A 24,851-nucleotide genomic window follows, 5' to 3' on the forward strand; every position below is an offset into this window, starting at 1 on the left:
GTATTTATAATCTTTATTATATCGTTTTAATAATCTAGAACCATCTAAAACGATATCAAGATTATTTTTTAATCATTTTTTCTTAAATAATTGAAATCTAATTGTTTTTTAACTAAATCTGCATTTTTAACTTTAACAAAAACTTCATCACCTAATTGAAGAATATTCTTTGTAACTTCTCCAACTAAAGCATATTGTTTATCATCAAATGTGTAATAATCGTCTTTAATTTCTCTAATTCGACACATTCCTTCACACTTATTTTCAATAATTTCAACATAGATTCCCCATTCTGTCACTCCAGAAATTACACCTAAAAACTCTTCATCTTTATGGTCTTGCATGTATTTAACTTGCATATATTTAATAGAATCTCTTTCTGCTTGAGCAGCTAAATTTTCCATTTCTGAAGAATGCCTACATTTGATTTCAAAATCTTCTTCATTAACACTTTTTCCACCATCTATATAATGTTGTAACAAACGGTGTGCCATAACATCTGGATAACGACGAATTGGAGAAGTAAAATGACTATAATAATCAAAAGCTAAACCATAATGACCAATATTTTCTGTGGAGTATTCTGCTTTACTCATCGTTCTAATCGCTAATGTATCTACAAGATTTTGTTCTTTTTTACCATTAACATCTTGCATTAATTGATTTAAAGACTTAGAAATATCATTTTTATTTCTCAAATCTAATTTGTATCCAAACTTAGAAATCAAAGATTGAAGACTAAATAGTTTATCTTCATTAGGTTCGTCGTGAACTCTATATACAAACGTTTTTTTCTGTTTTCCAATAAATTCAGCAACTTTTCTATTGGCTAAAAGCATAAATTCTTCAATTAAATGATTAGCATCTTTACTTTGTTTAAAGTAAACTCCTATTGGTTCTGCTGCTTCGTTTAAATTAAATTTAACTTCAACTTTATCAAAAGAAATTGCTCCAGAAGCCATTCTTTTTCTTCTAAGAATTTTAGCTAATTCATCTAGCTTTAAAGTTGCATCAACAATAGGTTGAGGTGCTTTATAGGTGCTACCTGTTAAAGAAACTTCCGCTGGAATAGTATCCGATTTAGATTCTATAATACTTTGAGCTTCTTCATAAGCAAAACGCTGATCTGAATAAATAACAGTTCTTCCAAACCATGAATCTATAACTTCTGCTTTATTATTTAGCTGAAAAACGGCTGAGAAGGTATATTTTTCTTCATGTGGACGTAGTGAACAAGCAAAGTTAGAAAGTACCTCAGGAAGCATTGGAACCACTCTATCGACTAAATAAACTGATGTCGCTCTATTATAAGCTTCATCATCTAAAATAGTACCTTCTTTTAAATAATGAGAAACATCTGCAATATGAACACCTATTTCATAATTTCCATTTTCTAAAACTTGAAAAGAAAGAGCATCATCAAAATCTTTAGCATCCTTTGGATCAATTGTAAATGTAAGTACATCTCTCATGTCTCTACGTCTTGCAATCTCTTCTGCTGTTATAGAAGTATCTATTTTATTAGCATAGGCTTCAACATCTATTGGGAAATCATATGGCAAACCATATTCTGCTAAAATAGCGTGAATTTCGGTATTGTGCTCACCTGGTTTTCCTAATACTTTAATTACATTACCAAAAGGTGAATCTGCTTTTTTAGGCCAATCTTCCATAGCAACTAAGACAACATCTCCATTTTGAGCATTTCCTAATTTGTTTTTAGGGATAAAAATATCTGTGTACATTTTAGCATTTGTAGTAGTGACAAAAGCAAAATTTTTCTGAATATCTATGACACCAACAAACTCAGTTTTAGCTCTTTCTAATATTTCTAAAACTTCTGCTTCTGGTTTTCTTGAACTTCTACGATTATAAATATAAACTCTTACTTTATCTTTATCTAAAGCATGGTTTAAATTTTGCTTTGGTACATATACATCTTCTTCTAATTCATCACAAACAAAATAACCCGATTTTCTAGAGTTCATATCTAAGTAACCTTCATAATATTCTGCTTTAGATATTACTTGATATTTTCCTATTTCTGTTTCGTGAATTTTGTCTTGTGCCTTTAATACTTTTAGATCTCTAATAATTTCATTTCTGCTTTTAGTATCTTTTAATTCTAAAATTCCAGCAATTTGTTTGTAGTTATAACTTTTAGAAGGTTCTTTAGATAATATTTTAAATATTTGTGCGGTAAAATCTTTACTCTTTTTACCCAATTTTCTTGGTTTCTTACTCATTGTATCTTTTTCAATTAATGCTGAAAGTTACAAAATAGTTATAAGTTTCAACCTAAAAATTTAAGTTTTAATATAAAACTAACAATAACTATATTTATATAAATAATTTTCCAATGAAAGAATATATCACTGTAGCTATTTTTAATTATCAACACGAAACCTTTATAATTAAAAATCTTCTTGAACAGGAAGGCATTAAATTCATTTTTGAAAACGAAACTTTAGTTTCAATAGATCCTTTTGCTTCTATTGCTTACGGAGGCATCAAATTAAAAGTACATTCGAACGATTTAGAAAGAGTAAAACAAATCTTAGATAGTTTCAAAAATGACAATCATTTAAAAATTGTTTAAATTTTAAATTTTAAAGTTTTCAACATATATTAAATACAAAAAAAAAAGATTTAATAAATTTTAAAAAAAATGATGGTTATTATAGCTTGTTAATAAGGGGTATAAAATTATTAAAAATTGTCTTTTTTTTAAGTTTTAGATAGTTATACAATTCTATCAACAATGTTAAATTTATGTAAAATACTGATTTTTAACTAGAAGATGTTTTTTGTGTTTGACTTATCAACAATTGTTAATTTGTAGTTTTACTATGATTTTGTAAATAACTTATGTATTGTTTTTGTGTTAATAACCTTGTAATAAGTACTGATAACTTTAGAATAAATATTAAAAACTATTAGTCAATTATTCATTTCAATTTTTGCTTATAAAAAAAATCTTTGGTTCTCAAAAAATCTTTCTTTTTCTATTTTTACTTATTAACAATTAATGTTAATTTAAAGTTATCTGATTATCAGTACATTGTAAAGTGATGTTAACAATGTCGTGAATTACAGTGAAAACTTAACAATTATTGATTGGTTTTTAAAATTATATTATTGCTCATTGAATCGTCAATTTTTTTAATATTAATTTTTAATCATTTATTAATCAGTATTTTATAACTTATTAACAATTGATATTAATAACTATATAACTAATAAATTGATACTATTTAGGAGTTATTAACATGATATAGGTATGTGTTTTTAAATTATGAAAATAGATAAACATAACTGTAGTTTATTATTTAAAAATGAAATCCTATTTGTATTTTTGTAAAAATAACAACACAATAATATATTATGATTATTTCTATAGGTAATGACCATGCTGGTCCAGATTATAAAAAAGCAATTGTTAATTTTTTAGAACAACAAGGACATACTATTATTAACCATGGGACAGATTCTTTTGATAGTGTAGATTATCCAGATTTTGGACATGCTGTAGCCTATGATGTAGAAAGTAAAAAAGCTAATTTTGGTATTGTAATTTGTGGTTCTGGAAATGGAATTGCAATGACTGTTAATAAACACCAAGATATTAGAGCAGCACTTTGTTGGACAAAAGAAATTGCAGAATTAGCACGTTTGCATAATGATGCTAATATTTTAAGTATTCCTGCTCGTTATACTTCTATTGAACAAGCAATTCAAATGGTTGATGTTTTTTTAACAACAGCATTTGAAGGAGGAAGACACGCAAATAGAGTAAATAAAATTGCATGTAAATAGTTAGGAATGGTATATAAAAAATGGTCATTTCGATTTTTTATTTATAGTTTTATTTCAGAATTTGTTTTGGTTTATAAAATAGCTAATTTTATTAATCTATTTAACAATGATGCGGATTGGCTGTTAACTACTTTGAGTTTTTTAGCAATTATCTTTGAAATTGCTTCTTTATTTTTTTTAACAATTAGTTTTATAAAAAAAGAAAAAAAAGACGTTTTTTTTTATATACCATTATTTTATTTCATTTTACATATTCTATTAATATCATATTTCTATAATAATGTCTCATAACCACAATCATAGTCATGAAGTGCAAGGAAAAAATTTACTTTTTTCTATTGTACTGAATGTGGTTATTACTTTAGCTCAGCTTGTAGGAGGAATAGTTTCTGGAAGTTTGGCACTAATTTCAGATGCACTTCATAATTTTTCAGATGTTTTATCTTTATTTTTTAGTTTCGTAGCTCATAAACTATCTAAAAGAAAAGCATCTTTAAATCAAACATTTGGGTTAAAAAGAGCTGAAATTTTAGCTGCTTTTGTTAATGCAGCTACTTTAATAATTGTTGCCTTTATTTTAATTTATGGAGCAATAGAACGTTTTTTTAATCCTCAAGCAATAGAATCTAAACTAGTTATTTGGTTAGCGCTATTAGGGATTGTAGTTAATGGTTTTTCTGTATTATTACTTAAAAAGGATGCCGATAAGAATTTAAACATGAAATCGGCCTATTTGCACTTATTAACCGATATGATGGCTTCTGTAGCTGTTTTAGTTGGTGGTTTATTAATGCTTTTCTATAAAATTTATTGGATTGATAGTGTAATGACATTATTAATAGCAATTTATCTAATTGTTGTTGGTTTTGATTTACTTAAAAAAGCCACAAAAATTTTAATGCTTTTTACCCCAGACACTATAAATATTAAAGAAATAGTTAAGGAAGTACACAAAATTGAAGGAGTAAATAAATTACATCATATTCATGTTTGGTATTTAAACGAAGAGGAATTGCATCTAGAAGCACATTTAGATTGTGCAGAAGATATAAAAATGAGTGAATTTAATATATTACTCAATAAGATTGAATGTGAACTTTTAGAAAAATTTGGGATTAATCATATTAATATTCAACCAGAATTTAAAAAAGAAGATCCTAAAGATTTTATTGTTCAAGATTAAATTTTTCTTTTTCTTTTTTATTTTTAACAAGAAAAAAATTATAAAATATTAATTCATTAGACTAACATTTATAATCTGTATGAACGAAAATAAACCACAATTTAAAAAGCAAAATTATCCAATAAATGATCATTTAAGAAGTTACTTAGAGAAATATAAAAGACTAACACGAACGAATATTTTTTATGATGATTTATTGCGATTTCAAGGGGCAATTTCTGTTTTTGATAAAGAAGAAAAAGACACTTTGTGGGTTAGGGTTTATTATAATGAATTTGAAAAAATAGAAATTGATAATAGTTTAAAAAAAATATATACACTTTTACACTCAGATGGTGATATTAAGAACGTTCAGTTTCTAAATGTAGATTATATTGATTTTTGTACTTTTGGAAATTCGCAACCTTTTCGCATTAAAATAAGGAATATTCTAAATGATAATTACACACATTTTTATATAAAAAAAGCCGATGCTTCTCGTGTTTTTGGTTTAGAATTAGAGCATATTTTATCTCCCAATAGAATTAACTTTTTAGTATTTGGAGACACTTTAATTGAAGAACATATTTTAGGAATTCCTGGAGATATTTTCTTAAAAAATAATCTAAAAGATTGTAACGAGCATGAAAAAGCACAGATAGCAAAAGAGTTTGTAAAATTCAATGAACGTTGCATGATAGGATTATTAGGCGATATGCGATCCTATAACTTTGTTATAGTGCCTATTTATGATTTCGATCAAATAGTTTTTAAAATAAGAGCTATCGATTTTGATCAGCAATGCTATGAAGGAAATTTTAGACTCTATAAACCTCATTTATTTAAAGAGAATTTTCTATTTAATAGATTAGTACACGATAAATTAAATAAGAATGCTATTGAACAATATCAAAAAGAAGAACGCTCTATTTTAGTAAAACGATTATTAGATTCCGAAACTAGATTATTAGATCTTTTAGAAGCGATGAAATCTTCGGAATTAGCACCTTTAGAGCATATAGTTCAATTGCAAGAAGAAATCTATGAATTCACATTAGATTTAGATTTTAAGAAAGCAAATTCTATGGGAGAAATTGTAGAAGTAGCTTTGAACTTCATGAAAAGAAACTTTAAGCATGAGGATTTTGACCAATAATTGTATAAAATTAAAGAAAATTGAAATATTTAATATTAATTATATTTATCCTTTTTGTTTCATCATGTAAAAATGAAATAAAAGAAAGAAAGGCACCAAAAGCGATAAAAAAAGATGCAGTTTTAAAGCCTATTCTAATTGAAGAAAAAGAGAATGCTAAATCCGTAAAAAGTGTGAGTGATACTTCTTTTGTTAACATTAAAGATTATAGCTCCGATTTTATATTAGATTTGAAATATGCAACAACCGATAATTTTCTAAAACAAAAAGTATATGATTGTTCTGATTGTTATCTCCTAAAAAGTACTGTTTTATCACTAATTGCAGCTAATAAAGACTTTATAACCAAAGGATATAGAATAAAAATTTTTGATTGCTATCGACCATTAGATATTCAAAAAAAAATGTGGGATATACTACCTAATACTAACTATGTAGCAAACCCAAAAAGAGGTTCTAAGCACAATAGAGGAATAGCTGTTGATTTAACTTTGGTAGATGAAAAGGGAAAAGAATTAGATATGGGAACAAAATTTGATTATTTTGGAAAAGAAGCACACCATAGTTATTCAAACCACACAGAAGAAGTACTTCAAAACAGAAAATTATTAAAAGAGACACTTTCAAAACATAATTTTAGGTCAATTAATACAGAATGGTGGCATTATGAGCTTCGAACAACTCTGCATTTAAAAAAATCAAATTTTAAATGGGAATGCAAATAATTTTAAATTTCGATGCATAAACTTTATATAAATTTAGACAAATAAAATTATTTTTACAATCAAAATTAGCATCCTATTCATTTAAGTAATGACAAACATACAATTCATAAAAAAAGAAGTAAACACTTCAGAAAAAAATATAGAGGCAACCCTTAAACTACTTTCAGAAGACTGTACAATTCCATTCATAGCACGCTATAGAAAAGACACTACAGGTAATCTAGATGAGGTACAAATTGAAAATATTGCAAAATGTAATAAACAATATGACGAAATTTGTAAGCGAAAAGAAAGCATTTTAAAAGCCATAGAAGAGCAGAATGCATTAACACCAGAATTGAAACAAAAAATTGAAACAAGTTTTGATCTGCAAGAAATTGAAGATTTCTATTTACCCTATAAAAAGAAAAAGAAAACAAAAGCAGATGTTGCTCGTGAAAACGGATTAGAACCATTGGCAAAGATAATCATGTCGCAACGCAATGATGATATTGAGTTTTTGGCTTCGAAATATTTGAATGATAAAGTAGTTAATGAAGACGAAGCCTTGCAAGGAGCTAGAGACATTATTGCGGAATGGGTGAATGAAAATATATATGTAAGGAAAGCATTGAGGAGAATGTTTCAACGACAGGCGGCAATTACTACAAAAGTTGTAAAGTCTAAAAAAGAAGAAGAAGCAGCACAAAAATTTTCTCAATATTTTGAATGGTCAGAACCCATATCTAAAGCACCATCACATCGATTATTAGCAATGCTAAGAGCAGAAGCAGAAGGATTTATTAAATTTAAGGTAGAAATAGACAAAGAGGAAGCGATTTCCTTTATTGAAGAAACAATAATTAAATCCAATAACGAGGCAACTCAACAAATTGAACTTGCAATAAAAGACAGTTATAAAAGATTATTAGAACCTACCATTTCTAATGAAACCTTGCAAGAAGCAAAAAACAAAGCCGATATAAAAGCAATTGACGTCTTTTCAGAAAATCTGCGTCAGTTATTATTAGCACCTCCATTAGGAGAAAAACGAATTTTAGCAATTGACCCAGGATATAGAACGGGTTGTAAGGTAGTTTGCCTAGATGAAAAAGGAGATTTGTTAAATAATGAAACTATTTATCCGCATGCTCCACAAAATGAGAGCGCAATGGCAATGAAAAAAATTCGTTCTATGGTAAATGCATATGGAATAGAAGCTATATCAATAGGAAACGGGACAGCCTCACGTGAAACAGAATTTTTTATTAAAAAAATTGCATTCGACAAACCAGTGCAAGTATTTGTGGTATCAGAAGCAGGAGCATCAGTATATTCTGCAAGTAAAATTGCTAGAGAAGAATTTCCTAACTATGATGTAACGGTTCGTGGTTCTGTATCCATAGGCAGAAGGCTATCAGATCCGTTAGCAGAATTAGTAAAAATAGACGCAAAATCTATAGGAGTAGGGCAATACCAACACGATGTAGATCAAGTAAAATTAAAAGAAGAACTAGATAATACAGTTATTCGTTGTGTAAATTCTGTTGGTGTAAATATTAATACAGCAAGTAAATCATTATTGAGTTATGTGTCTGGAATTGGAGAAAAAATGGTAGAAAATATTGTTGCCTATCGCTCAGAAAACGGACCTTTTGAAGACAGAAAACAATTAAAGAAAGTACCAAGATTAGGAGAAAAAGCTTTCCAGCAAGCAGCAGCATTCATTAGAATTAGAGACGGGAAAAATCCGTTAGATAATTCTGCAGTGCATCCAGAAGCCTATAAAATAGTGGAAAAAATGGCAAAAGATCTAGGTATAAAAACGAATGAATTAGTCGCTAATAAAGAAAAAATAAGTCAAATTAGACCAGAAAAATATATTACAGAAGAGATAGGTATTTTAGGTTTACAAGATATTTTAAAAGAGCTTGAAAAACCAGGATTAGACCCTAGAAAATCGGCAAAAGTATTCGAATTTGACCCAAATGTTAGAACAATAAAAGATTTAAAACAAGGTATGATTTTACCAGGAATAGTAAATAATATTACTGCTTTTGGTTGTTTCGTAGATATAGGAATAAAAGAAAGCGGATTAGTTCACATTTCGCAACTAAAAGAAGGTTTTGTTTCCGATGTAAATGAAGTTGTAAAACTACACCAACATGTTCAAATTAAAGTTGTTGAAGTAGATGAAGCAAGGAAAAGGATACAATTGACGATGATATTGTAATTATTTGTAAATTTGTGTATTAGTAAATAAAAATGACAAAGAAAAAAGTGGACATAGAGAAGAATAATCATTCCTATTTTTATTCATTAGAATTAGAAGGAATTAATTGTTTTAAAGATATTCAAACTTTAGATTTATCTGATGATGAAGGTAATTATTCTCCATGGACTATTATTTTAGGAGATAATGGAACAGGGAAAACTACTTTATTGAAAATTTTGGATAGGGTGCAACCAGATGAACATGAAATAGACTTAAAAAAACATAATATTAATATAAATCAAAAATACTTTTTATCAAATTATTCATATAGTGGAATCGGAAAACCTTATACACATAAACTACTTAAAGAACTAGCACCTGTATCAGTAAAAATTTTAAGAAATAATTTAATAGAAGAGATTCACTTTGGTGGCTTTGTTCAAGGAAAGAATTTTTTGTATAATGAAATGCAAAAGAACATGTTTATTCTTTCATATGGTGCTTCTAGAAGAATGAGTAAAAGTCAAAGTTTAAAGACAAGTATATCAAGATATACATCTTCTTTATTTGATGATGAAATTGAATTAATAAATGCTGAGGAATGGTTTTTACAAAAAGAATGGGCAGTATTAAAGTCAGAAAAACAAACAAAAGATAAATTTGTAAGAGAATTTAATTTAGTAAAAGAAATTTTGCTTGATATACTACCAGATGTAGAAGATGTAGTATCAAAAACAATTGATGAAAACAATTCAAAACCTAAAATTGAAGTTAAAACTTCATATGGTTGGGTTAATATTAGAGATTTAAGTTTTGGTTATCAAACTTTAACTGCATTAACGGTTGATATTGCTGCAAGTATGATGGATAAATATCCGGAAAGTAAATATCCATTATCTGAACCTGTTATTATTCTTATTGATGAAATCGATTTACACTTGCATCCAAAATGGCAACGAACTGTAATTGATAAATTATCCCATCATTTTCCAAAAGCACAATTTATTGTTACAGCTCATAGCCCTTTGATTGTTCAAGCAGCAGAAGATAAAAACGCAAATATTGTAGTTTGTAGAAAAGTAGGAGATAGAGTAGTGATTGATAATAATCCAGATAATGTTAAAGGATGGAGAGTAGATCAAATTTTAACTTCTGATTTGTTTGAAGTTGGAAGTTCTCAATCTATTGAAATAGAGAAACTAAGATCTGAAAAAATAAATCTTTTACTAAATAAATCTTTAAATAAAAATGATAAAAAGCGTTTAAATGAAATAGACCAAAAGTTAAGTAATATACCTGTTTTTTCGAGTAAAGAAGCTATTGATGCTGAAGAGTTAATAAAAAAGGCTGCAGAAATATTAAAAAAGTAATTTCAGTATGATTAGGATTATTAAAGAAGAAGCACCAACACATTTAATAAATAGAGGAACTGCTGAAACAAATTTAGATATAGAAAATTTTAATTTGGAAAGAGAAAAATATTTTTCTGGAGAATTAAAATTTGAAGCGAAAGATTCAATTTATAATTCAGATATTGTAAGAGAAACTTTGGAAGACATTCAAAAGAATAAATGTTGTTATTGTGAAACAAAAAGCACAAGAAGCAATATTGATGTTGAACATTTTAGACCTAAAAAGGCATATTCAAATACATTTAAAGGTGAGAGTTTATATCCTGGTTATTTTTGGCTAGCTTATGATTGGAATAATTTGTTTTTAGCTTGTCAAGTTTGTAATCAAATTTTTAAAAATGATTTTTTTCCAATAGAAGAAGAAACAACTAGAGCTCAATCAAATGATTTATCGATTACCAATGAAATTCCCTTTTTTATTCATCCTTCAAATGATGAACCAGAAGATGAAATAGAATATAGAGAAAGTATACCTATTGGTAAAACAGAAAAAGGAACAATAACTATTGCTTATTTAGGTTTTGGTTCAATTCAACATGGAGAAAAATTAGGTATAGAATATTCTAAAAAACACAATACTAGAATAAAAAGACTTGTTGAAGAAAGAGAAAAGTTTTATAGAGAAAAAGAAACGATTTATCAAACTATTAAGTTATTAGAATCTATAGAGTTAGAGGAAGAAGGTTTAAACACATTGAATTTACTTAAACAAATAATTATAGATGCTCAAAAAAAAGATTCTGAATGGGCTTCAATGATAAGATGTGCAGTTAAAAAGGATTTTAATTTTTTTAATAAAAATCCCAAATCTTAATTTTTATAATCAGAATTTGGGATTTCATATTCGAATCTTTTTAGTTTAGCTCTTCGCTTTTAAGTTTGGATAAAGCGCACTTATTTTAGCATAGAACTGTTCTTCTACAATTTGATGGTGTAATGTAATCAATATAAATTGAAAAATCACCAACTATTTTTGACCACATTACCATTTTTGATCTAAAAAAGTTTATCAAGGCACATTCACAATTAAATAAATACTTGCTTATCAGTTATTTAATTTGTATTTTAGAAGAAATAAACCCCGAGAATGCTCAAAAAGAGTCAAAAACGGGGTTTTCTTTTAAATATGTATGTCAAAAATAATACGAATAAGTGAATTTCAGCACAAATTGCCTTTAAATATTATCAATGAAGATTTTAATGTTTTTTATGAGCAATTTCTAAAGTCTGATTTAGGTAAAATTCATCTAGCTACACCTTTTTCAGAACTTTCTCAAAGTTTTAAATTGAAAGCGTGCAAAAAAGGTCCAGATTGCATTTTTAGTACTAAAGGTAAGATTGCCTTGATGATGCTAAAAAACTATTATGGTTGTTCTGATGCTAAACTAATCGAGTTGTTAAACGGAAATGTTTACATGCAATACTTTTGTGATATTGTATTACCTCTAGATTCCCCGCTTACAAATTTTAAAATAGTTAGCCAAATAAGAATGGAATTAGCCAAAAAATTAGATGTTCGAAAAGTTCAAGAAACATTAGCTAAAAGCTGGCTACCTTATATGAATGATTTAGACAAAGTCTTGATAGATGCCACTTGTTATGAGAGTGAGTTGCGTTTTCCTACCAATGAGAAACTACTTTGGGAATGTATTGTGTGGAATTACAATCAAATGAAATCATTATGTGGCATTTTAAAAATAAAACTTCCAAGAACCAAATATATTGATTGGTGTAAACGCTACAATGAGTATTCTAGAAAAAGAAAAAAAACAGCAAAGCAACGAACAAAAATGACTCGTGGTCTTCTGAAATTATTATATAAACTTAATGGAGAATTGAGTAAAATTGAAAATCAATATTCCTTTGAGCCAACCACAAAATACAGCAAACAACGCAGAATAATCCGTCTTATTTACCAACAACAATCAAAAATTTTTGCAACAGGAAAAAGCGTTCCCGATAGAATTGTTAGCATAAATAAAAGTTATATTCGCCCAATTGTGCGTGGTAAAGAAGTAAAACAAGTAGAATTTGGAGCAAAAGTAAATAAAATTCAAATTGATGGAATCAATTTTATAGAACATATAGAATACCGTGCCTTTAACGAAGGAACTCGATTTCAAAACAGTATATTTTGCGCACAAAATCTAACTAAAACTAAAGTAAGAATTACTGGAGCTGATGCTATTTATGCCACAAATAAAAACAGAACTTTTTCGTCCACAAATAACATACAAACAGACTTTGTTAGAAAAGGAAAAGCTGGAAAACACGAAGAGCATAGAAAGAAGCTAGCCTCAGAAATTAAAAAAGAAAGAGCTACTCGATTAGAAGGTAGTTTTGGCAAAGAAAAAGAGCACTATAATTTACGAAAGATAAAAGCTAGAACCAAGAAAAGTGAAATGCTTTGGATTTTTTTCGGAATACATACAGCTAATGCTAAAGAAATAGGAAGAAGAATTTACAAAAATCAAACACAACTAGCAGCGTAAAGTATTCAAAAAAATACTTTATAGGAAAAGTGCGTCTTGTTGAGAAATATCAAATTTAAAAATCATAAAAACATATAATTTTTACTACAAAATAAAAAACCTCAATTATATTAATATGAATTGAGGTTTTTATTTAAAGTATTTTTCAAAAAATCTTGTTACTTCTGAATTTGCCTATCAAGTAAAAAAACAAAACACTTTATTGAGTCTCGGCTCAATAAAGTGTTTTATAGTTTATAAATAAAATATCGAGAACTATTCTTTAGTTTCGTCTTCTTTTTTTGAAGTTAATTTTTGGTCTTCTTCTTTCATTGCGTTTTTAAATTCCTTAACTCCACCACCAAGACCTTTCATTAATTCAGGAATTTTTTTACCACCAAAAAGTAATAAAATTATAACCACAATTAATATTACTTGTGGAGCTCCTACAACGCCTAAAAATATTGTTAATGCATTCATGATTTCAGTAATTAATGATACAAAGATAATAAGAAAAATACAAACCTATATTTTTTAACTAATAATTATACTCAATAACTTAAAAAACCGTTGTAATTACTATATTTGTGAGAATAATTAAAAGATAAGATGGCAAAAAGAAGTATAAAGAGAAAAATACTTTTAAAAAAATTATTAAACAAAAGAAGGTTAGTAATTCTTAATGAAGATACTTTTGAAGAAACTTTCTCATTAAAGTTAAATTTAATGAATGTCTTTGTTGTTGTCACTTTATCTGCAATTTTTCTAATAGGTATAACGACCTATATTATTGCTTTTACGCCTTTACGAGAATATATTCCAGGATATGCATCTACACAGCTTAAAAAAGATGCTTTAAATTTAGCCATTCAGTCTGATTCTCTTCAAAAAAAGGTCGATGTTAATAATTTTTATATTGCTTCAATAAAAAAAGTGTTAACTGGAGATTTAGAATATGCTAAATTGAATAAAGATTCATTAAAACCTATAGAAAAGCAAATTATCGATGAGAGTACACTTTTAGCCTCAAGTTCAGAAAAAGAATTGAGAGAAAAAGTAATTGCAGAAGATAAGTTTAATGTTTTTGAAACCGCAAAACCTAAAGTAAATTTTGTATTATTTCCACCAGCACAAGGGGCTATAATTGAAAAATATAATGCAAAAAACAATCATTTAGCAGTAAAAATAGCATTAGCAAAAGACACTCCTATTAAAGCTGTTGCAGCAGGAACAATTATATTCGCAGATTGGACACCTTCTAACGGTTATGTAGTGATTGCAAGACATCAAGAAGGGCTTTTATCTGTTTATAAAAATGCAGGTTCTGTTACAAAGAAGCAAGGAGATACTGTTAAATCAGGTGAAGTAATTGCATTAACAGGAAATACTTCAAATCAAGAAGCAAGTATATTTTTACATTTTGAATTGTGGAAAGACGGTTCCCCAATAGATCCAACTCAGTTTATTAATTTTAAATAATCTATGTCAATAAAAGTTTTTGCAGCTAAAATTTTCGCAAAACAAGTATATAAAAAAACTCAAAAATGGGTCAATAATCCAATTGAAACTCAAAAAAAGGTATTTCAACAATTAATTGAATCTGCGAAGGAAACCCAATTTGGGAAGGATCATCATTTTTCTTCAATTAAAAACGTTGAAGATTTTATAAAAAATGTACCTGTAAGAGATTATGAGCAATTGAAACCCTATATAGATAGGGTTGTTCAAGGTGAAGAAAATGTTCTATGGAAAGGAAAACCGATTTATTTTGCAAAAACTTCTGGAACTACTTCTGGTGCAAAATATATACCTCTAACAAAAGAGTCAATGCCTTATCATATTCAGGCAGCAAGAAATGCTATATTATCATATATTCATGAAACAGGAAATGCAGAATTTGTTTCTGGAAAGATGATATTTCTTCAAGGTAGCCCAATAATGGAAGAGAAAAATGGAATTAAATTAGGGAGACTTTCAGGAATTGTAGCACATTATGTTCCTAAATATTTGCAAAAAAACAGAATGCCTACTTGGAAAACTAATTGTATAGAAGATTGGGAGACCAAAGTAGATGCAATAGTTAAAGAAACTATTAACGAGGATATGGCTGTTATTTCTGGAATACCTTCTTGGGTACAAATGTATTTTGAAAAGTTAAAAGAAAAAGCAAACAAACCAATTGGAGAAATTTTTAAGAAATTTAATTTATTCATTTACGGAGGTGTAAATTATGAGCCTTATCGAGCAAAATTTGAAAGTTTAATTGGTAGAAAAGTAGATGCAATAGAATTATTTCCAGCATCAGAAGGCTTTTTTGCTTATCAAGATACTCAAAATAATAAAGGAATGCTTCTACTATTAAATTCAGGAATCTTTTATGAATTTATTAAAGTTGAAGAATTTCATTCTGAAAATCCAAAAAGACACACAATTGGAGAGGTTGAACTAGGTATTAATTATGTATTAATAATTTCAACTAATGCAGGTCTTTGGGGTTATAATATAGGAGACACAATTCAATTTACTAGTTTAAAACCTTACAGAGTGATAGTATCAGGAAGAATTAAGCACTATATTTCTGCCTTTGGTGAGCATGTAATAGGCAAAGAAGTAGAAAGTGCTTTGCAGGAAGCCATGGAAAATACTAATGTTAGTGTAAATGAATTTACAGTAGCTCCACAAATTAACCCAACTAACGGACTACCTTATCATGAGTGGTTTATAGAATTTGATAATGAGCCAGAAAATCTAGAGGATTTTGCTATAAAAATTGATAATGCATTGCGAAAGCAAAATGTATATTACGATGATTTAATAGTAGGAAAGGTGTTACGCACATTAGTAATAACTAAAGTGCAAAAAAATGGTTTTCAAGAATATATGAAAGCAATTGGAAAATTAGGAGGACAAAATAAATTACCTAGATTAAGTGATAATCGAAATATAGCTGATTTATTAGTAAAAAAGATATAATTAGTGTTTCTAATTGGCAATTAATCTTAATTTAACTAAGTAATGAATAAAAATCTTACCTTTGTTGGTTAGATAAATATAATATTAATGAAAGACATTAAAAACATTTCGCGTTCTAGAGCGCAAGAGTCGTCGGCAGCTATTGAACGACTGTACATTACCATGAGACACTTATTTAATAGAGGTTTTTATAAGCCAATGGGTGTTTCAGGAGATACTTTAAGAGAAGCATTATTACAACTTAGACCAGAAATTTATGGTAGTATTGCGGAAGAGAAAGTAGAATTAAACGGATTACTTTATGTAATAGAGCGACTTCCAATAGGAATAGAAGAATGTAGATATATAAATCTTACATCAGATGAAGGATATTCAAAATCACATTTTAGAGCAATTGTTCCACCAAAGCGAAGAAGAAATTGTTATAGGATTGATGATGAACAAATGAATGTAGAAATTACAAGAGGTCGATCGGACATCTATGATATTTTAACCCATTTAACATTCATTTTTATAGAATCTCATAAAATTAAAGATAGAGTTTTAATAGATGATGAAGGAACTGTTTCTAGAGATTGGCAAAAATTAGAACAAGTAGTAAAGCAAACCAAAAAATTAACTTTAATAGAAAGAGAAAAAGCATTATCTCATGCATCTAATGTATTAGGAAGAACGTTTGCTGAAGTTCAAGATATTTATGATGATTTTGCAACAATTGATGCACCAGATCGTTTTTTACATGTAATTTATTGGCTAGGAAAGTTAGCTATTGAAGAAATTGTAGATAATAACAAGAGAACAATTACTTTTAGCCCCATTTTGAGAGAAAGATTAGGACATCACATATATGGAGATATTTGGGCAACCAACATTAAGCATGTTTTATTTAAAAAGAATTTAATTGCAAGACCAATACACATAATAAGTGCAAATATGCACAGTGTCATGAATTCTATCTTTGCAGAGCCAGTTTTAGGAAAAAAATATAAAGATTTAGCAGAATATCAAGTTTTTGAAGATTTAAGTAAGTCAGGAAGTGATGTACTCAGAAAAAAAGTGGAAGAGTATGCGTTACAAAATGGTATGATTTCTTTGCCTGATACATCAGGAACCAATATAGACGTACAAATATTTGACACATCAAAAATTGATTTTAAAAAGACTATTTTTTCTAATTCAAAACTTGAAAAAGACACTCCTGTTTTAATTGTAATGGATTATGCTTTTGGAGAACAAGCCTATGAAACGATTGATGAATTATTGAAACCTTACAAAACAGAAGAAGGAGAAACATTATTGTTAAATGTAGAATCGGTTTCAATAATGGGGAAAGCAGGAATTCTTCAAGGAGGAAAAGGAGATATAATGATTCCAACCGCACATATTAACGAAGGAACTGCAGATAATTATCCATTTGATAACATGCTTTCTTTAGAAATGTTTGAAGGAAATGGCATCCCTGTTTTTCAAGGACCAATGATTTCTGTTTTAGGAACTTCTCTTCAAAATAGAGATTTATTAAAATTCTTTCACGAATCTACATGGAAAGCAATTGGATTAGAAATGGAGGGAGCGTATTATCAAAAAGCTATTCAATCGGCTTCAAGAATAAGAAAAAGTATCAATCCAAACGTAAAAGTACGATATGCTTATTACGCTTCGGATAATCCACTAGAAACAGGAAGTACATTAGCTTCTGGAGGATTAGGTACAACAGGAGTTAAACCGACTTATTTAATAACAATCAAGATTCTAGAACAAATTTTTAACGTAAAATAACTTTTAAATGAGTACAAATTCACAAGATCAAGAAATTGATTTAGGTCAGGTTTTTAAAAAAATAGGTGGGCTATATCAATCTTTAATTGATAAATTTTTTGATTTTATTCTTTTTTTAAAAAGGAATATCATCATAATTATAGTATTATTTCTTTTAGGAGCTGGACTGGGTTTTTATCTTGATAAAGAATCTAAAGTATATGATCATGAAATTATAGTGTTGCCTAATTTTGGAAGTACTGATTATCTTTATTCTAAAATAAATTTACTTGAATCTAAAAGAAAAGAAAGTGATACTACTTTTTTAAATAAGTTAGGCTTTGTAAATAAGAGTGATTTTAAAAAAATTGAAATAGAGCCTATAATAGATATTTATCAATTCATTAATTCTAAAGAAACTAATTTTGATTTAATCAAGTTAATGGCAGAAGATGGTGATTTGAAAGAAATTATAAAAGACGATGTTACAAGTAAAAATTATTCATATCATGTTATTAAAATAAAGACAACAAAAAAAATAACATACGATAAGTTACAAGCTTCAATACTAAGTTATTTAAATGATTCAGATTATTTTAAAGTTATTCAAAAACAAATTATTGAAAATTTAAAAGTTAAAATTGCAGCTAATGATACTACAGTAAATCAAATTGATAATTTACTTAATGATTTTGCAAAAACTTCTTCAAGCAATCAAAAAAGTGATAAGCTTGTTTATTATAATGAAAACAGTCAACTAAATGATGTTATTTTAACAAAAGAAAATTTAATTAGAGAACAAGGGAATAATAAGATAAGTTTAGTTAATAGCGACAAAATCATTAAGGATATTAACATATCAATAAATAGTAGAAACATTGAAGGTTTACATGGTAAAATTAAATTTATATTACCTTTTTTCTTTATCTTGATATTCTTTTTTATAAACAGATTCATTGGTTTTTATAAAAAACAGATAAAAAAAAGACAGACCACTTAATTTATGAAGACTATTTTAATAACAGGTGGAGCAGGTTTTATTGGTGCAAATTTTATTCCTTATTTTTTAGAAAATAACACAGAATACCATTTAGTTAATTTAGATTTACTCACTTATGCAGGAGATTTAGAGAATCTTAAAGAAGTGCAGAATCATCTAAGATATACTTTTATTAAAGGGGATATTTGTGATCGAAAATTTATTGAAGATTTGTTTGTTAAATATCAATTTCATGATGTGATACATTTTGCAGCAGAAAGTCATGTTGACAATTCTATTTCTGGTCCTGAAGCATTTATTAAAACAAATGTTTTAGGCACATTCAATCTTTTAGATACAGCTAGAAATCTATGGATGCTTGGTCCAAATGTATTTAATGAAAAGTTTAAAAATTCTCGTTTTCATCATGTTTCTACAGACGAAGTATATGGTACACTAGGAGAAACAGGTTTGTTTGAAGAGTCAACACCATATGCACCAAATAGTCCTTATTCTGCATCGAAAGCAGGATCAGATATGATTGTTAGAAGTTATTTCCATACCTATGGAATGAATGTAGTAACTACAAATTGTTCTAATAATTATGGGCCAAAGCAACATAATGAAAAACTGATTCCAACAATTATAAGAAAAGCATTAGCAGGGCAACAGATTCCTATTTATGGAGACGGAAAAAACATTCGGGATTGGTTATATGTGATTGATCATTGTAAAGGAATAGAACTAGTGTTTAAGAATGGTAAATCTGGAGAAACCTATAATATTGGAGGAAAAAACGAACGCAATAATCTATATATAGTAGATAAAATTTGTGAAATATTAAATACTAAAATACCTAGAAAAGAAGGCAATTATAAAGATTTAATTTCCTTTGTAAAAGACAGACCGGGTCATGATAAAAGATATGCAATTGATGCTTCTAAAATTGAAAATGATTTAGGTTGGAAAGCAGATGAAAATTTTGAAACAGGAATCTTAAAAACAGTGGAATGGTATTTAAATAAGTTCCAATAATAATTTTTAATAACTTTCGGCTTAAAACATTAAAATATGAAAGGAATAATATTAGCAGGAGGATCAGGAACCAGACTCCATCCATTAACTTTAGCAGTAAGTAAGCAATTAATGCCTATTTATGATAAACCGATGATATATTATCCGCTTTCAACTTTAATTTGGGCAGGAATTAATGAAATTTTGATTATTTCAACCCCACACGATTTGCCTTTATTTCAGAAATTATTAGGAGATGGAAAAAATTTAGGCTGTCGATTTGAATATGCTGTTCAAGAAAATCCAAACGGATTAGCAGAAGCTTTTATTATAGGAAAAGATTTTATAGGAAAAGATAAAGTTGCATTAATATTAGGAGATAATATTTTTTATGGTACAGGATTAGCAGAACTGTTACAAGAAAACAATAACCCAAATGGAGGAATAGTTTATGCTTATCATGTTCACGACCCAGAAAGATATGGTGTAGTTGATTTTGATAAAGAGGGTAATGTATTATCTATAGAAGAGAAACCTTTAAACCCAAAATCTCATTATGCAGTTCCTGGAATTTATTTTTATGACAATTCAGTTGTTAGTATTGCTGAAAATATTAAACCAAGTCCTAGAGGAGAGTTAGAAATAACCGATGTTAATAAAGAATATTTAAAACAAGGCAAACTTAAAGTAAGTATTTTAGATAGAGGAACAGCTTGGTTAGACACGGGAACATTTAATTCATTAATGCAAGCAAGTCAGTTTGTTCAAGTTATTGAGGAAAGACAAGGTTTAAAGATTGGAGCAATAGAAGAAGCAGCTTATAGAATGGGTTTTATTGATGAAATCCAATTAAAAAAATTAGCAGAACCATTACTTAAAAGTGGTTATGGAACACACTTAATGAGTTTATTAGAAGAGTAGATGAAGTTTACAGAAACACATTTAAAAGGATGTTTTATCCTTGAACCAAAAGTTTTTAAAGATGAAAGAGGATATTTCATGGAAAGTTTTAATGATTTGGTTTTTCAAGAAGGTGTAGGACAAAAAGTTAATTTTGTTCAAGATAATCAATCCTATTCTTCAAGAGGCGTGCTTCGAGGATTACATTATCAATGTGGTGAAAACGCACAAGCTAAGTTAGTAAGAGTAATAAAAGGTGAAGTATTAGACGTAGCAGTAGATATTCGTCCTAATTCAAAAACATATGGTCAATATATTGCAGTAGAGTTAACGGCAGAGAATCAAAAACAATTGTTTATCCCTAGAGGATTTGCTCATGGTTTTTTAGTACTAAGCGAATCGGCGTTATTCTTTTATAAATGTGATAATTATTATAATAAAGAGAGTGAAGGAGGAATTATTTTTAATGACCCTACAATAAATATAGATTGGAATTTTTCCAAAGAAGAATTAATTATTTCTGAAAAAGATAGTCTATTACCAAGACTAGAAAAAGCTAAGAAAATATGATAGTCTTGGTTACAGGTTCTAATGGACAATTAGGGCAGGCATTACAATCTCGTAGTAAAGATTTCCCCGAAATTCAATTTGTCTTTTGTAATTCTTCTGAATTAGACATTACAAATGCAGAAAAATGTTTTTCTGTATTCAAAGAAGTAAAACCAAATTACTGTATAAATGCTGCTGCATACACTGCGGTTGATAAAGCAGAGACAGCATCAGATGAGGCTTATGAAATTAATGTTAAAGGAGCAGAAAATATTGCTAATGCTTGTAAAGAATATAATACTATTTTAATCCATATTTCTACTGATTTTGTTTTTGACGGTGAATCAAATAAACCATATTCAGAAAAAGACATTCCTAATCCAAAAAGTGTTTATGGGCGTACCAAATTAGATGGAGAGCTAAGAATTAAGAAGATTTGGGATAAATATTTTATTATAAGAACGTCATGGGTATATTCTCAATTTGGAAATAATTTTATGAAAACAATGATTCGTTTAGGAAACGAACGAGAAACTTTATCAGTTGTAAATGATCAAATTGGCACGCCTACAAATGCAATTGATTTAAGTGCGTCATTAATAAAAATTATTCTTTTCTCAAAGGATACAACACATGATGTATATGGAATTTATAATTTCAGTAATGAAGGACATTGTTCATGGTTTGATTTTGCTAAAGAAATTTTTAGGATAAATAATATTAGAATTGATTTAAAACCCATACCAACATCATTATATCCAACACCTGCAGAAAGACCAAAATATAGTGTTTTAGATAAAACAAAAATAAAATCAACATTTGGTATTCAAATTAATGATTGGAAAGAAAGTTTATTCAAACATACTTTAATATAAAAAATATGATTAAGAAAATAAGCTTGTTTCTATTTTTCATATATTCATTCTTAGCTAGTTCTCAAGCAAAGAAGAATACAACATATTTTGATGCTCAACTTTTTAGAGGAAATATATACAAACATACTGATGATATTGGACATTTAATTACAGGTCACCCAGATGGTTTTATGTTAAGTTATAATTGGAAAACGTTTGGTAAAAAGGAATGGGAACAAGTGTATAATTATCCAGATTATGGGGTTTCATTTCATTATTTAGATTTTAAAAACAAATATTTAGGATATAATTTTGCAGTGGGATTTCATTATAATTTTTATTTTTTAAATAGAAATTTATTATTACGTATCTCACAAGGCATTGGTGTCACTTCCAATCCATATAATAAAGAAACAAACAATAAAAACAACGCATTTGGAACAAGAGTAATGGATAATACTTACTTAATGTTACAATACAAAAAAGAAAATATTATAGATAGAATAGGTTTTCAAGCAGGTTTTATGTTAACTCATTTTTCAAATGGAAGGTTTAAGGCACCTAATAGCGGAATTAATACGATTGCATTGAATCTTGGTTTAAATTACAATTTTAATGAACCTCAAGAATTTATTAGAGATACATTACCTAGTAAGGAAACCTACATAGAAAAAATAAAGTATAATTTAGCTTTCAGAACAGGAGTTTCTGAAGGACCAGTTCCACATCTTGGACAACGACAATTTTATCATATCGGATTATATGCAGACAAAAGAATCGGCAGAAAAAGTGCTTTGCAATTAGGAACAGATGTTTTCTTTTCACGATATTTGCGAGATTATATTAAGTTTGTTTCTGTTGCTTTTCCAAAGGAACATAAGAGCTATACAGATTCAAATACAGATTATAAAAGAGTAGGTTTATTTATTGGTCATGAATTATTCATTAATAAACTCTCTATAGAAACACAATTAGGGTATTATATTTACAAACCTTTCGATTATGAAACGGACATTTATCAACGTGTAGGAGTAAAGTATTATATTACTAAAGAATTATTTTCTGGTGTTGGATTAAAAACACATGGAGGAAGAGCAGAAGCAATTGAAGCAACATTAGGAATACGTTTATAATGAAAAATTATATAAAAATAGTTAGTGTTTTGTTACTGTTTGTAGTCACAAGCTGTGGTATTTCTGAAGATTGCTTTAAAGGAAATGGAAATAGAGTTTCACAAAATTTTCCATTAGAAGGTTTTACCAAAGTTAAAGTATATAGCGGGGTTGGTCTAGTAATAAAAGAAGGACCAAATTATGACGTAAGGATTGAAACAAGTGATAACATAATTGATGATATAGATGCTAAGGTAGTTGATGATATGTTGATTGTTAAGGATAAATCTACTTGCAATATTGCTAGAGATTATGGACAAACAACGTTATATTTAACTATACCAGATGGATCTATTAAACCATTAATTACAGAATTAGAACTGCATTCTAAGACAGAACAGAAGATACAATCAGAAGGAAGTTTACGTTCACCTATTATTCGTTTATTTTCTTTAGGAGATGATGGAGACGAAGCAGGAACAGGAGATTTTTACGTTTTAGTTAATAATGGGCAATTAGTAATAGAAAGCAATAATATATCTAATTTTTATATAAATGGAAATTGTGATGAGATGTTATTAAATTTTTATTTTGGTAATGGCCGTTTCAATGGAGAAAATCTTATAGTTGAAAAAATTAACATTTTTCACAGAGGAACTAATGACATGATTGTAAAACCAATTCAAAGCATAAATGGATCCATTCATGCTACGGGTAATGTGGTTTTAGAAAATGTGCCACCAGTTGTTAATGTGGAAGAATTGTTTACAGGTAGATTAATATATTAATTAGTATGAAATTTTATTAAGATTTAAAATGACTAATAGTAAAAATATAGATATTTCAATAGTAGTTCCTTTATATAATGAAGAGGAAGTTTTTAATAAATTAATTAAGCGCTTAGTTTCTGTAATTAATACAACACATTTTTCTTGTGAAGTAATTTTAGTTAATGATGGAAGTAGTGATAATACCGATAAGCTAATACAAGAAATTTGCACTAATGACATTAGATTTACAGGTGTTTTACTTTCTAGAAATCACGGGCATCAATTAGCTGTTTCTGCTGGTTTAAAGTATGTAAGGGGAAAAAAAGGAACAATGATTATTGATGGAGATTTACAAGATCCCCCCGAACTTATAAGTGACTTTTATGAATTGTTGCAAAATGGATATGATGTTATTTATGCAGTTCGTAAAAACAGAAAAGAAAGTTTTATAAAAAAAATAGCGTATTTAAGTTACTATAGGTTGCAAAAAAAAGTATCTAGTTTCAATATACCTATTGATAGTGGGGATTTTTCTATGTTAAGCAGAAGAGTTGTTGATACAATTAACAATATGCCTGAGCAAAGTCGTTATTTGAGAGGAATGAGAGCTTGGGTAGGTTTTAAACAAATTGCTTATGAATATGACAGAGATGAAAGACAAGCAGGAGAAACTAAATACAGTTGGTCTAAGTTGTTTGAATTAGCTTTCAATGGGATATTTAATTTCAGCGATTTTCCCGTTAAAATAATAACCAGATTGGGTTTTTTGACTGTGCTTTTCTCTTTAATTTATTTTGGATATAATATCTATAGAAAAATATATTATAATGATGTACCACAAGGGTTTAGTGCTACTATTTTAGCTATTATTTTGTTTAGTGGTGTACAATTAATTTCATTAGGGTTAATAGGAGAGTATGTTTTAAGAATTTATAATCAAGTTAGAAATAGGCCTCTTTTTATAGTTGATACTGTAATTCAAGAAGGAAATGAAATAAGCAAATAG

Annotated in this window: 22 protein-coding genes; 20 read left to right on the forward strand and 2 right to left on the reverse strand. The window is 28.1% G+C overall.

All coding sequences use genetic code 11. The annotated features are described in order from the left end of the window. Positions 1 to 68 precede the first annotated feature (68 nt). Positions 69 to 2,246 (reverse strand): ribonuclease R, encoded by a 2,178-nt coding sequence (rnr, locus tag ACZ49Z_RS06735; protein WP_464307417.1) that lies wholly within the window; start codon positions 2,244 to 2,246, stop codon positions 69 to 71. Positions 2,247 to 2,359: 113 nt separating this feature from the next. Between rnr and ACZ49Z_RS06740 the strand changes: the two genes are divergently transcribed. From ACZ49Z_RS06740 to ACZ49Z_RS06780, 9 genes are all read left to right on the forward strand, one after another. Continuing rightward, positions 2,360 to 2,599: a putative signal transducing protein gene (locus ACZ49Z_RS06740; RefSeq protein WP_236457964.1), complete on the forward strand. Its 240-nt coding sequence runs from the start codon at positions 2,360 to 2,362 to the stop codon at positions 2,597 to 2,599. A gap of 785 nt (positions 2,600 to 3,384) precedes the next feature. Further along, positions 3,385 to 3,816: a ribose 5-phosphate isomerase B gene (gene rpiB / locus ACZ49Z_RS06745; RefSeq protein WP_464307418.1), complete on the forward strand. Its 432-nt coding sequence runs from the start codon at positions 3,385 to 3,387 to the stop codon at positions 3,814 to 3,816. Between the two features lie 280 nt (positions 3,817 to 4,096). Beyond that, the gene (locus ACZ49Z_RS06750) at positions 4,097 to 4,999 is read left to right on the forward strand and encodes a cation diffusion facilitator family transporter (protein ID WP_464307419.1); all 903 of its coding nucleotides are present in this window, start codon (positions 4,097 to 4,099) and stop codon (positions 4,997 to 4,999) included. A gap of 79 nt (positions 5,000 to 5,078) precedes the next feature. After that, entirely contained in the window at positions 5,079 to 6,134 is a 1,056-nt protein-coding gene (locus tag ACZ49Z_RS06755; RefSeq protein WP_464307420.1) for a hypothetical protein, read from the forward strand. Between the two features lie 20 nt (positions 6,135 to 6,154). Continuing rightward, positions 6,155 to 6,859: a M15 family metallopeptidase gene (locus ACZ49Z_RS06760; protein ID WP_464307421.1), complete on the forward strand. Its 705-nt coding sequence runs from the start codon at positions 6,155 to 6,157 to the stop codon at positions 6,857 to 6,859. Between the two features lie 88 nt (positions 6,860 to 6,947). Continuing rightward, positions 6,948 to 9,071 carry a Tex family protein gene (locus tag ACZ49Z_RS06765; RefSeq protein WP_464307422.1) on the forward strand — a complete coding sequence of 708 codons (2,124 nt, stop codon included), beginning with the start codon at positions 6,948 to 6,950 and terminating at the stop codon, positions 9,069 to 9,071. Between the two features lie 32 nt (positions 9,072 to 9,103). Beyond that, positions 9,104 to 10,423, forward strand: a complete 1,320-nt coding sequence (locus tag ACZ49Z_RS06770; protein WP_464307423.1) for an AAA family ATPase — start codon at positions 9,104 to 9,106, stop codon at positions 10,421 to 10,423. A gap of 7 nt (positions 10,424 to 10,430) precedes the next feature. Next, positions 10,431 to 11,279, forward strand: coding sequence for an HNH endonuclease family protein (locus ACZ49Z_RS06775; RefSeq protein ID WP_464307424.1), 849 nt, complete (start codon positions 10,431 to 10,433; stop codon positions 11,277 to 11,279). Positions 11,280 to 11,595: 316 nt separating this feature from the next. Then, positions 11,596 to 12,957, forward strand: coding sequence for a transposase family protein (locus ACZ49Z_RS06780; protein WP_464304430.1), 1,362 nt, complete (start codon positions 11,596 to 11,598; stop codon positions 12,955 to 12,957). Between the two features lie 255 nt (positions 12,958 to 13,212). Here ACZ49Z_RS06780 and tatA read toward each other — a convergent pair whose 3' ends face one another. Then, positions 13,213 to 13,416 (reverse strand): twin-arginine translocase TatA/TatE family subunit, encoded by a 204-nt coding sequence (gene tatA / locus ACZ49Z_RS06785; protein WP_464307425.1) that lies wholly within the window; start codon positions 13,414 to 13,416, stop codon positions 13,213 to 13,215. Between the two features lie 129 nt (positions 13,417 to 13,545). Between tatA and ACZ49Z_RS06790 the strand changes: the two genes are divergently transcribed. From ACZ49Z_RS06790 to ACZ49Z_RS06840, 11 genes are all read left to right on the forward strand, one after another. After that, positions 13,546 to 14,415 carry a murein hydrolase activator EnvC family protein gene (locus tag ACZ49Z_RS06790; RefSeq protein ID WP_464307426.1) on the forward strand — a complete coding sequence of 290 codons (870 nt, stop codon included), beginning with the start codon at positions 13,546 to 13,548 and terminating at the stop codon, positions 14,413 to 14,415. Between the two features lie 3 nt (positions 14,416 to 14,418). Continuing rightward, positions 14,419 to 15,909 carry a GH3 auxin-responsive promoter family protein gene (locus ACZ49Z_RS06795; RefSeq protein WP_464307427.1) on the forward strand — a complete coding sequence of 497 codons (1,491 nt, stop codon included), beginning with the start codon at positions 14,419 to 14,421 and terminating at the stop codon, positions 15,907 to 15,909. Positions 15,910 to 15,996: 87 nt separating this feature from the next. Next, on the forward strand, positions 15,997 to 17,688 hold the full coding sequence (locus tag ACZ49Z_RS06800) for a DUF6909 family protein (protein ID WP_464307428.1): 1,692 nt from the start codon (positions 15,997 to 15,999) through the stop codon (positions 17,686 to 17,688). 7 nt (positions 17,689 to 17,695) lie between these two features. Continuing rightward, entirely contained in the window at positions 17,696 to 18,667 is a 972-nt protein-coding gene (locus ACZ49Z_RS06805) for a hypothetical protein (RefSeq protein ID WP_464307429.1), read from the forward strand. 3 nt (positions 18,668 to 18,670) lie between these two features. Then, on the forward strand, positions 18,671 to 19,681 hold the full coding sequence (gene rfbB, locus ACZ49Z_RS06810) for a dTDP-glucose 4,6-dehydratase (RefSeq protein WP_464307430.1): 1,011 nt from the start codon (positions 18,671 to 18,673) through the stop codon (positions 19,679 to 19,681). Positions 19,682 to 19,717: 36 nt separating this feature from the next. Next, positions 19,718 to 20,581 (forward strand): glucose-1-phosphate thymidylyltransferase RfbA, encoded by an 864-nt coding sequence (gene rfbA, locus ACZ49Z_RS06815; protein WP_464307431.1) that lies wholly within the window; start codon positions 19,718 to 19,720, stop codon positions 20,579 to 20,581. After that, positions 20,582 to 21,130 (forward strand): dTDP-4-dehydrorhamnose 3,5-epimerase, encoded by a 549-nt coding sequence (gene rfbC, locus ACZ49Z_RS06820; RefSeq protein WP_464307432.1) that lies wholly within the window; start codon positions 20,582 to 20,584, stop codon positions 21,128 to 21,130. Further along, positions 21,127 to 21,984 (forward strand): dTDP-4-dehydrorhamnose reductase, encoded by an 858-nt coding sequence (gene rfbD / locus ACZ49Z_RS06825; RefSeq protein WP_464307433.1) that lies wholly within the window; start codon positions 21,127 to 21,129, stop codon positions 21,982 to 21,984. Before rfbC ends, rfbD begins: the two co-directional genes overlap by 4 nt. 5 nt (positions 21,985 to 21,989) lie before the next feature. Continuing rightward, positions 21,990 to 23,096, forward strand: a complete 1,107-nt coding sequence (locus tag ACZ49Z_RS06830; RefSeq protein WP_464307434.1) for an acyloxyacyl hydrolase — start codon at positions 21,990 to 21,992, stop codon at positions 23,094 to 23,096. Continuing rightward, positions 23,096 to 23,863, forward strand: a complete 768-nt coding sequence (locus ACZ49Z_RS06835) for a GIN domain-containing protein (protein WP_464307435.1) — start codon at positions 23,096 to 23,098, stop codon at positions 23,861 to 23,863. Before ACZ49Z_RS06830 ends, ACZ49Z_RS06835 begins: the two co-directional genes overlap by 1 nt. Before the next feature lie 28 nt (positions 23,864 to 23,891). Beyond that, positions 23,892 to 24,851: a glycosyltransferase family 2 protein gene (locus ACZ49Z_RS06840; RefSeq protein WP_464307436.1), complete on the forward strand. Its 960-nt coding sequence runs from the start codon at positions 23,892 to 23,894 to the stop codon at positions 24,849 to 24,851.

The sequence above is a fragment of the Flavobacterium sp. KY-23415 genome, from assembly GCF_055384985.1.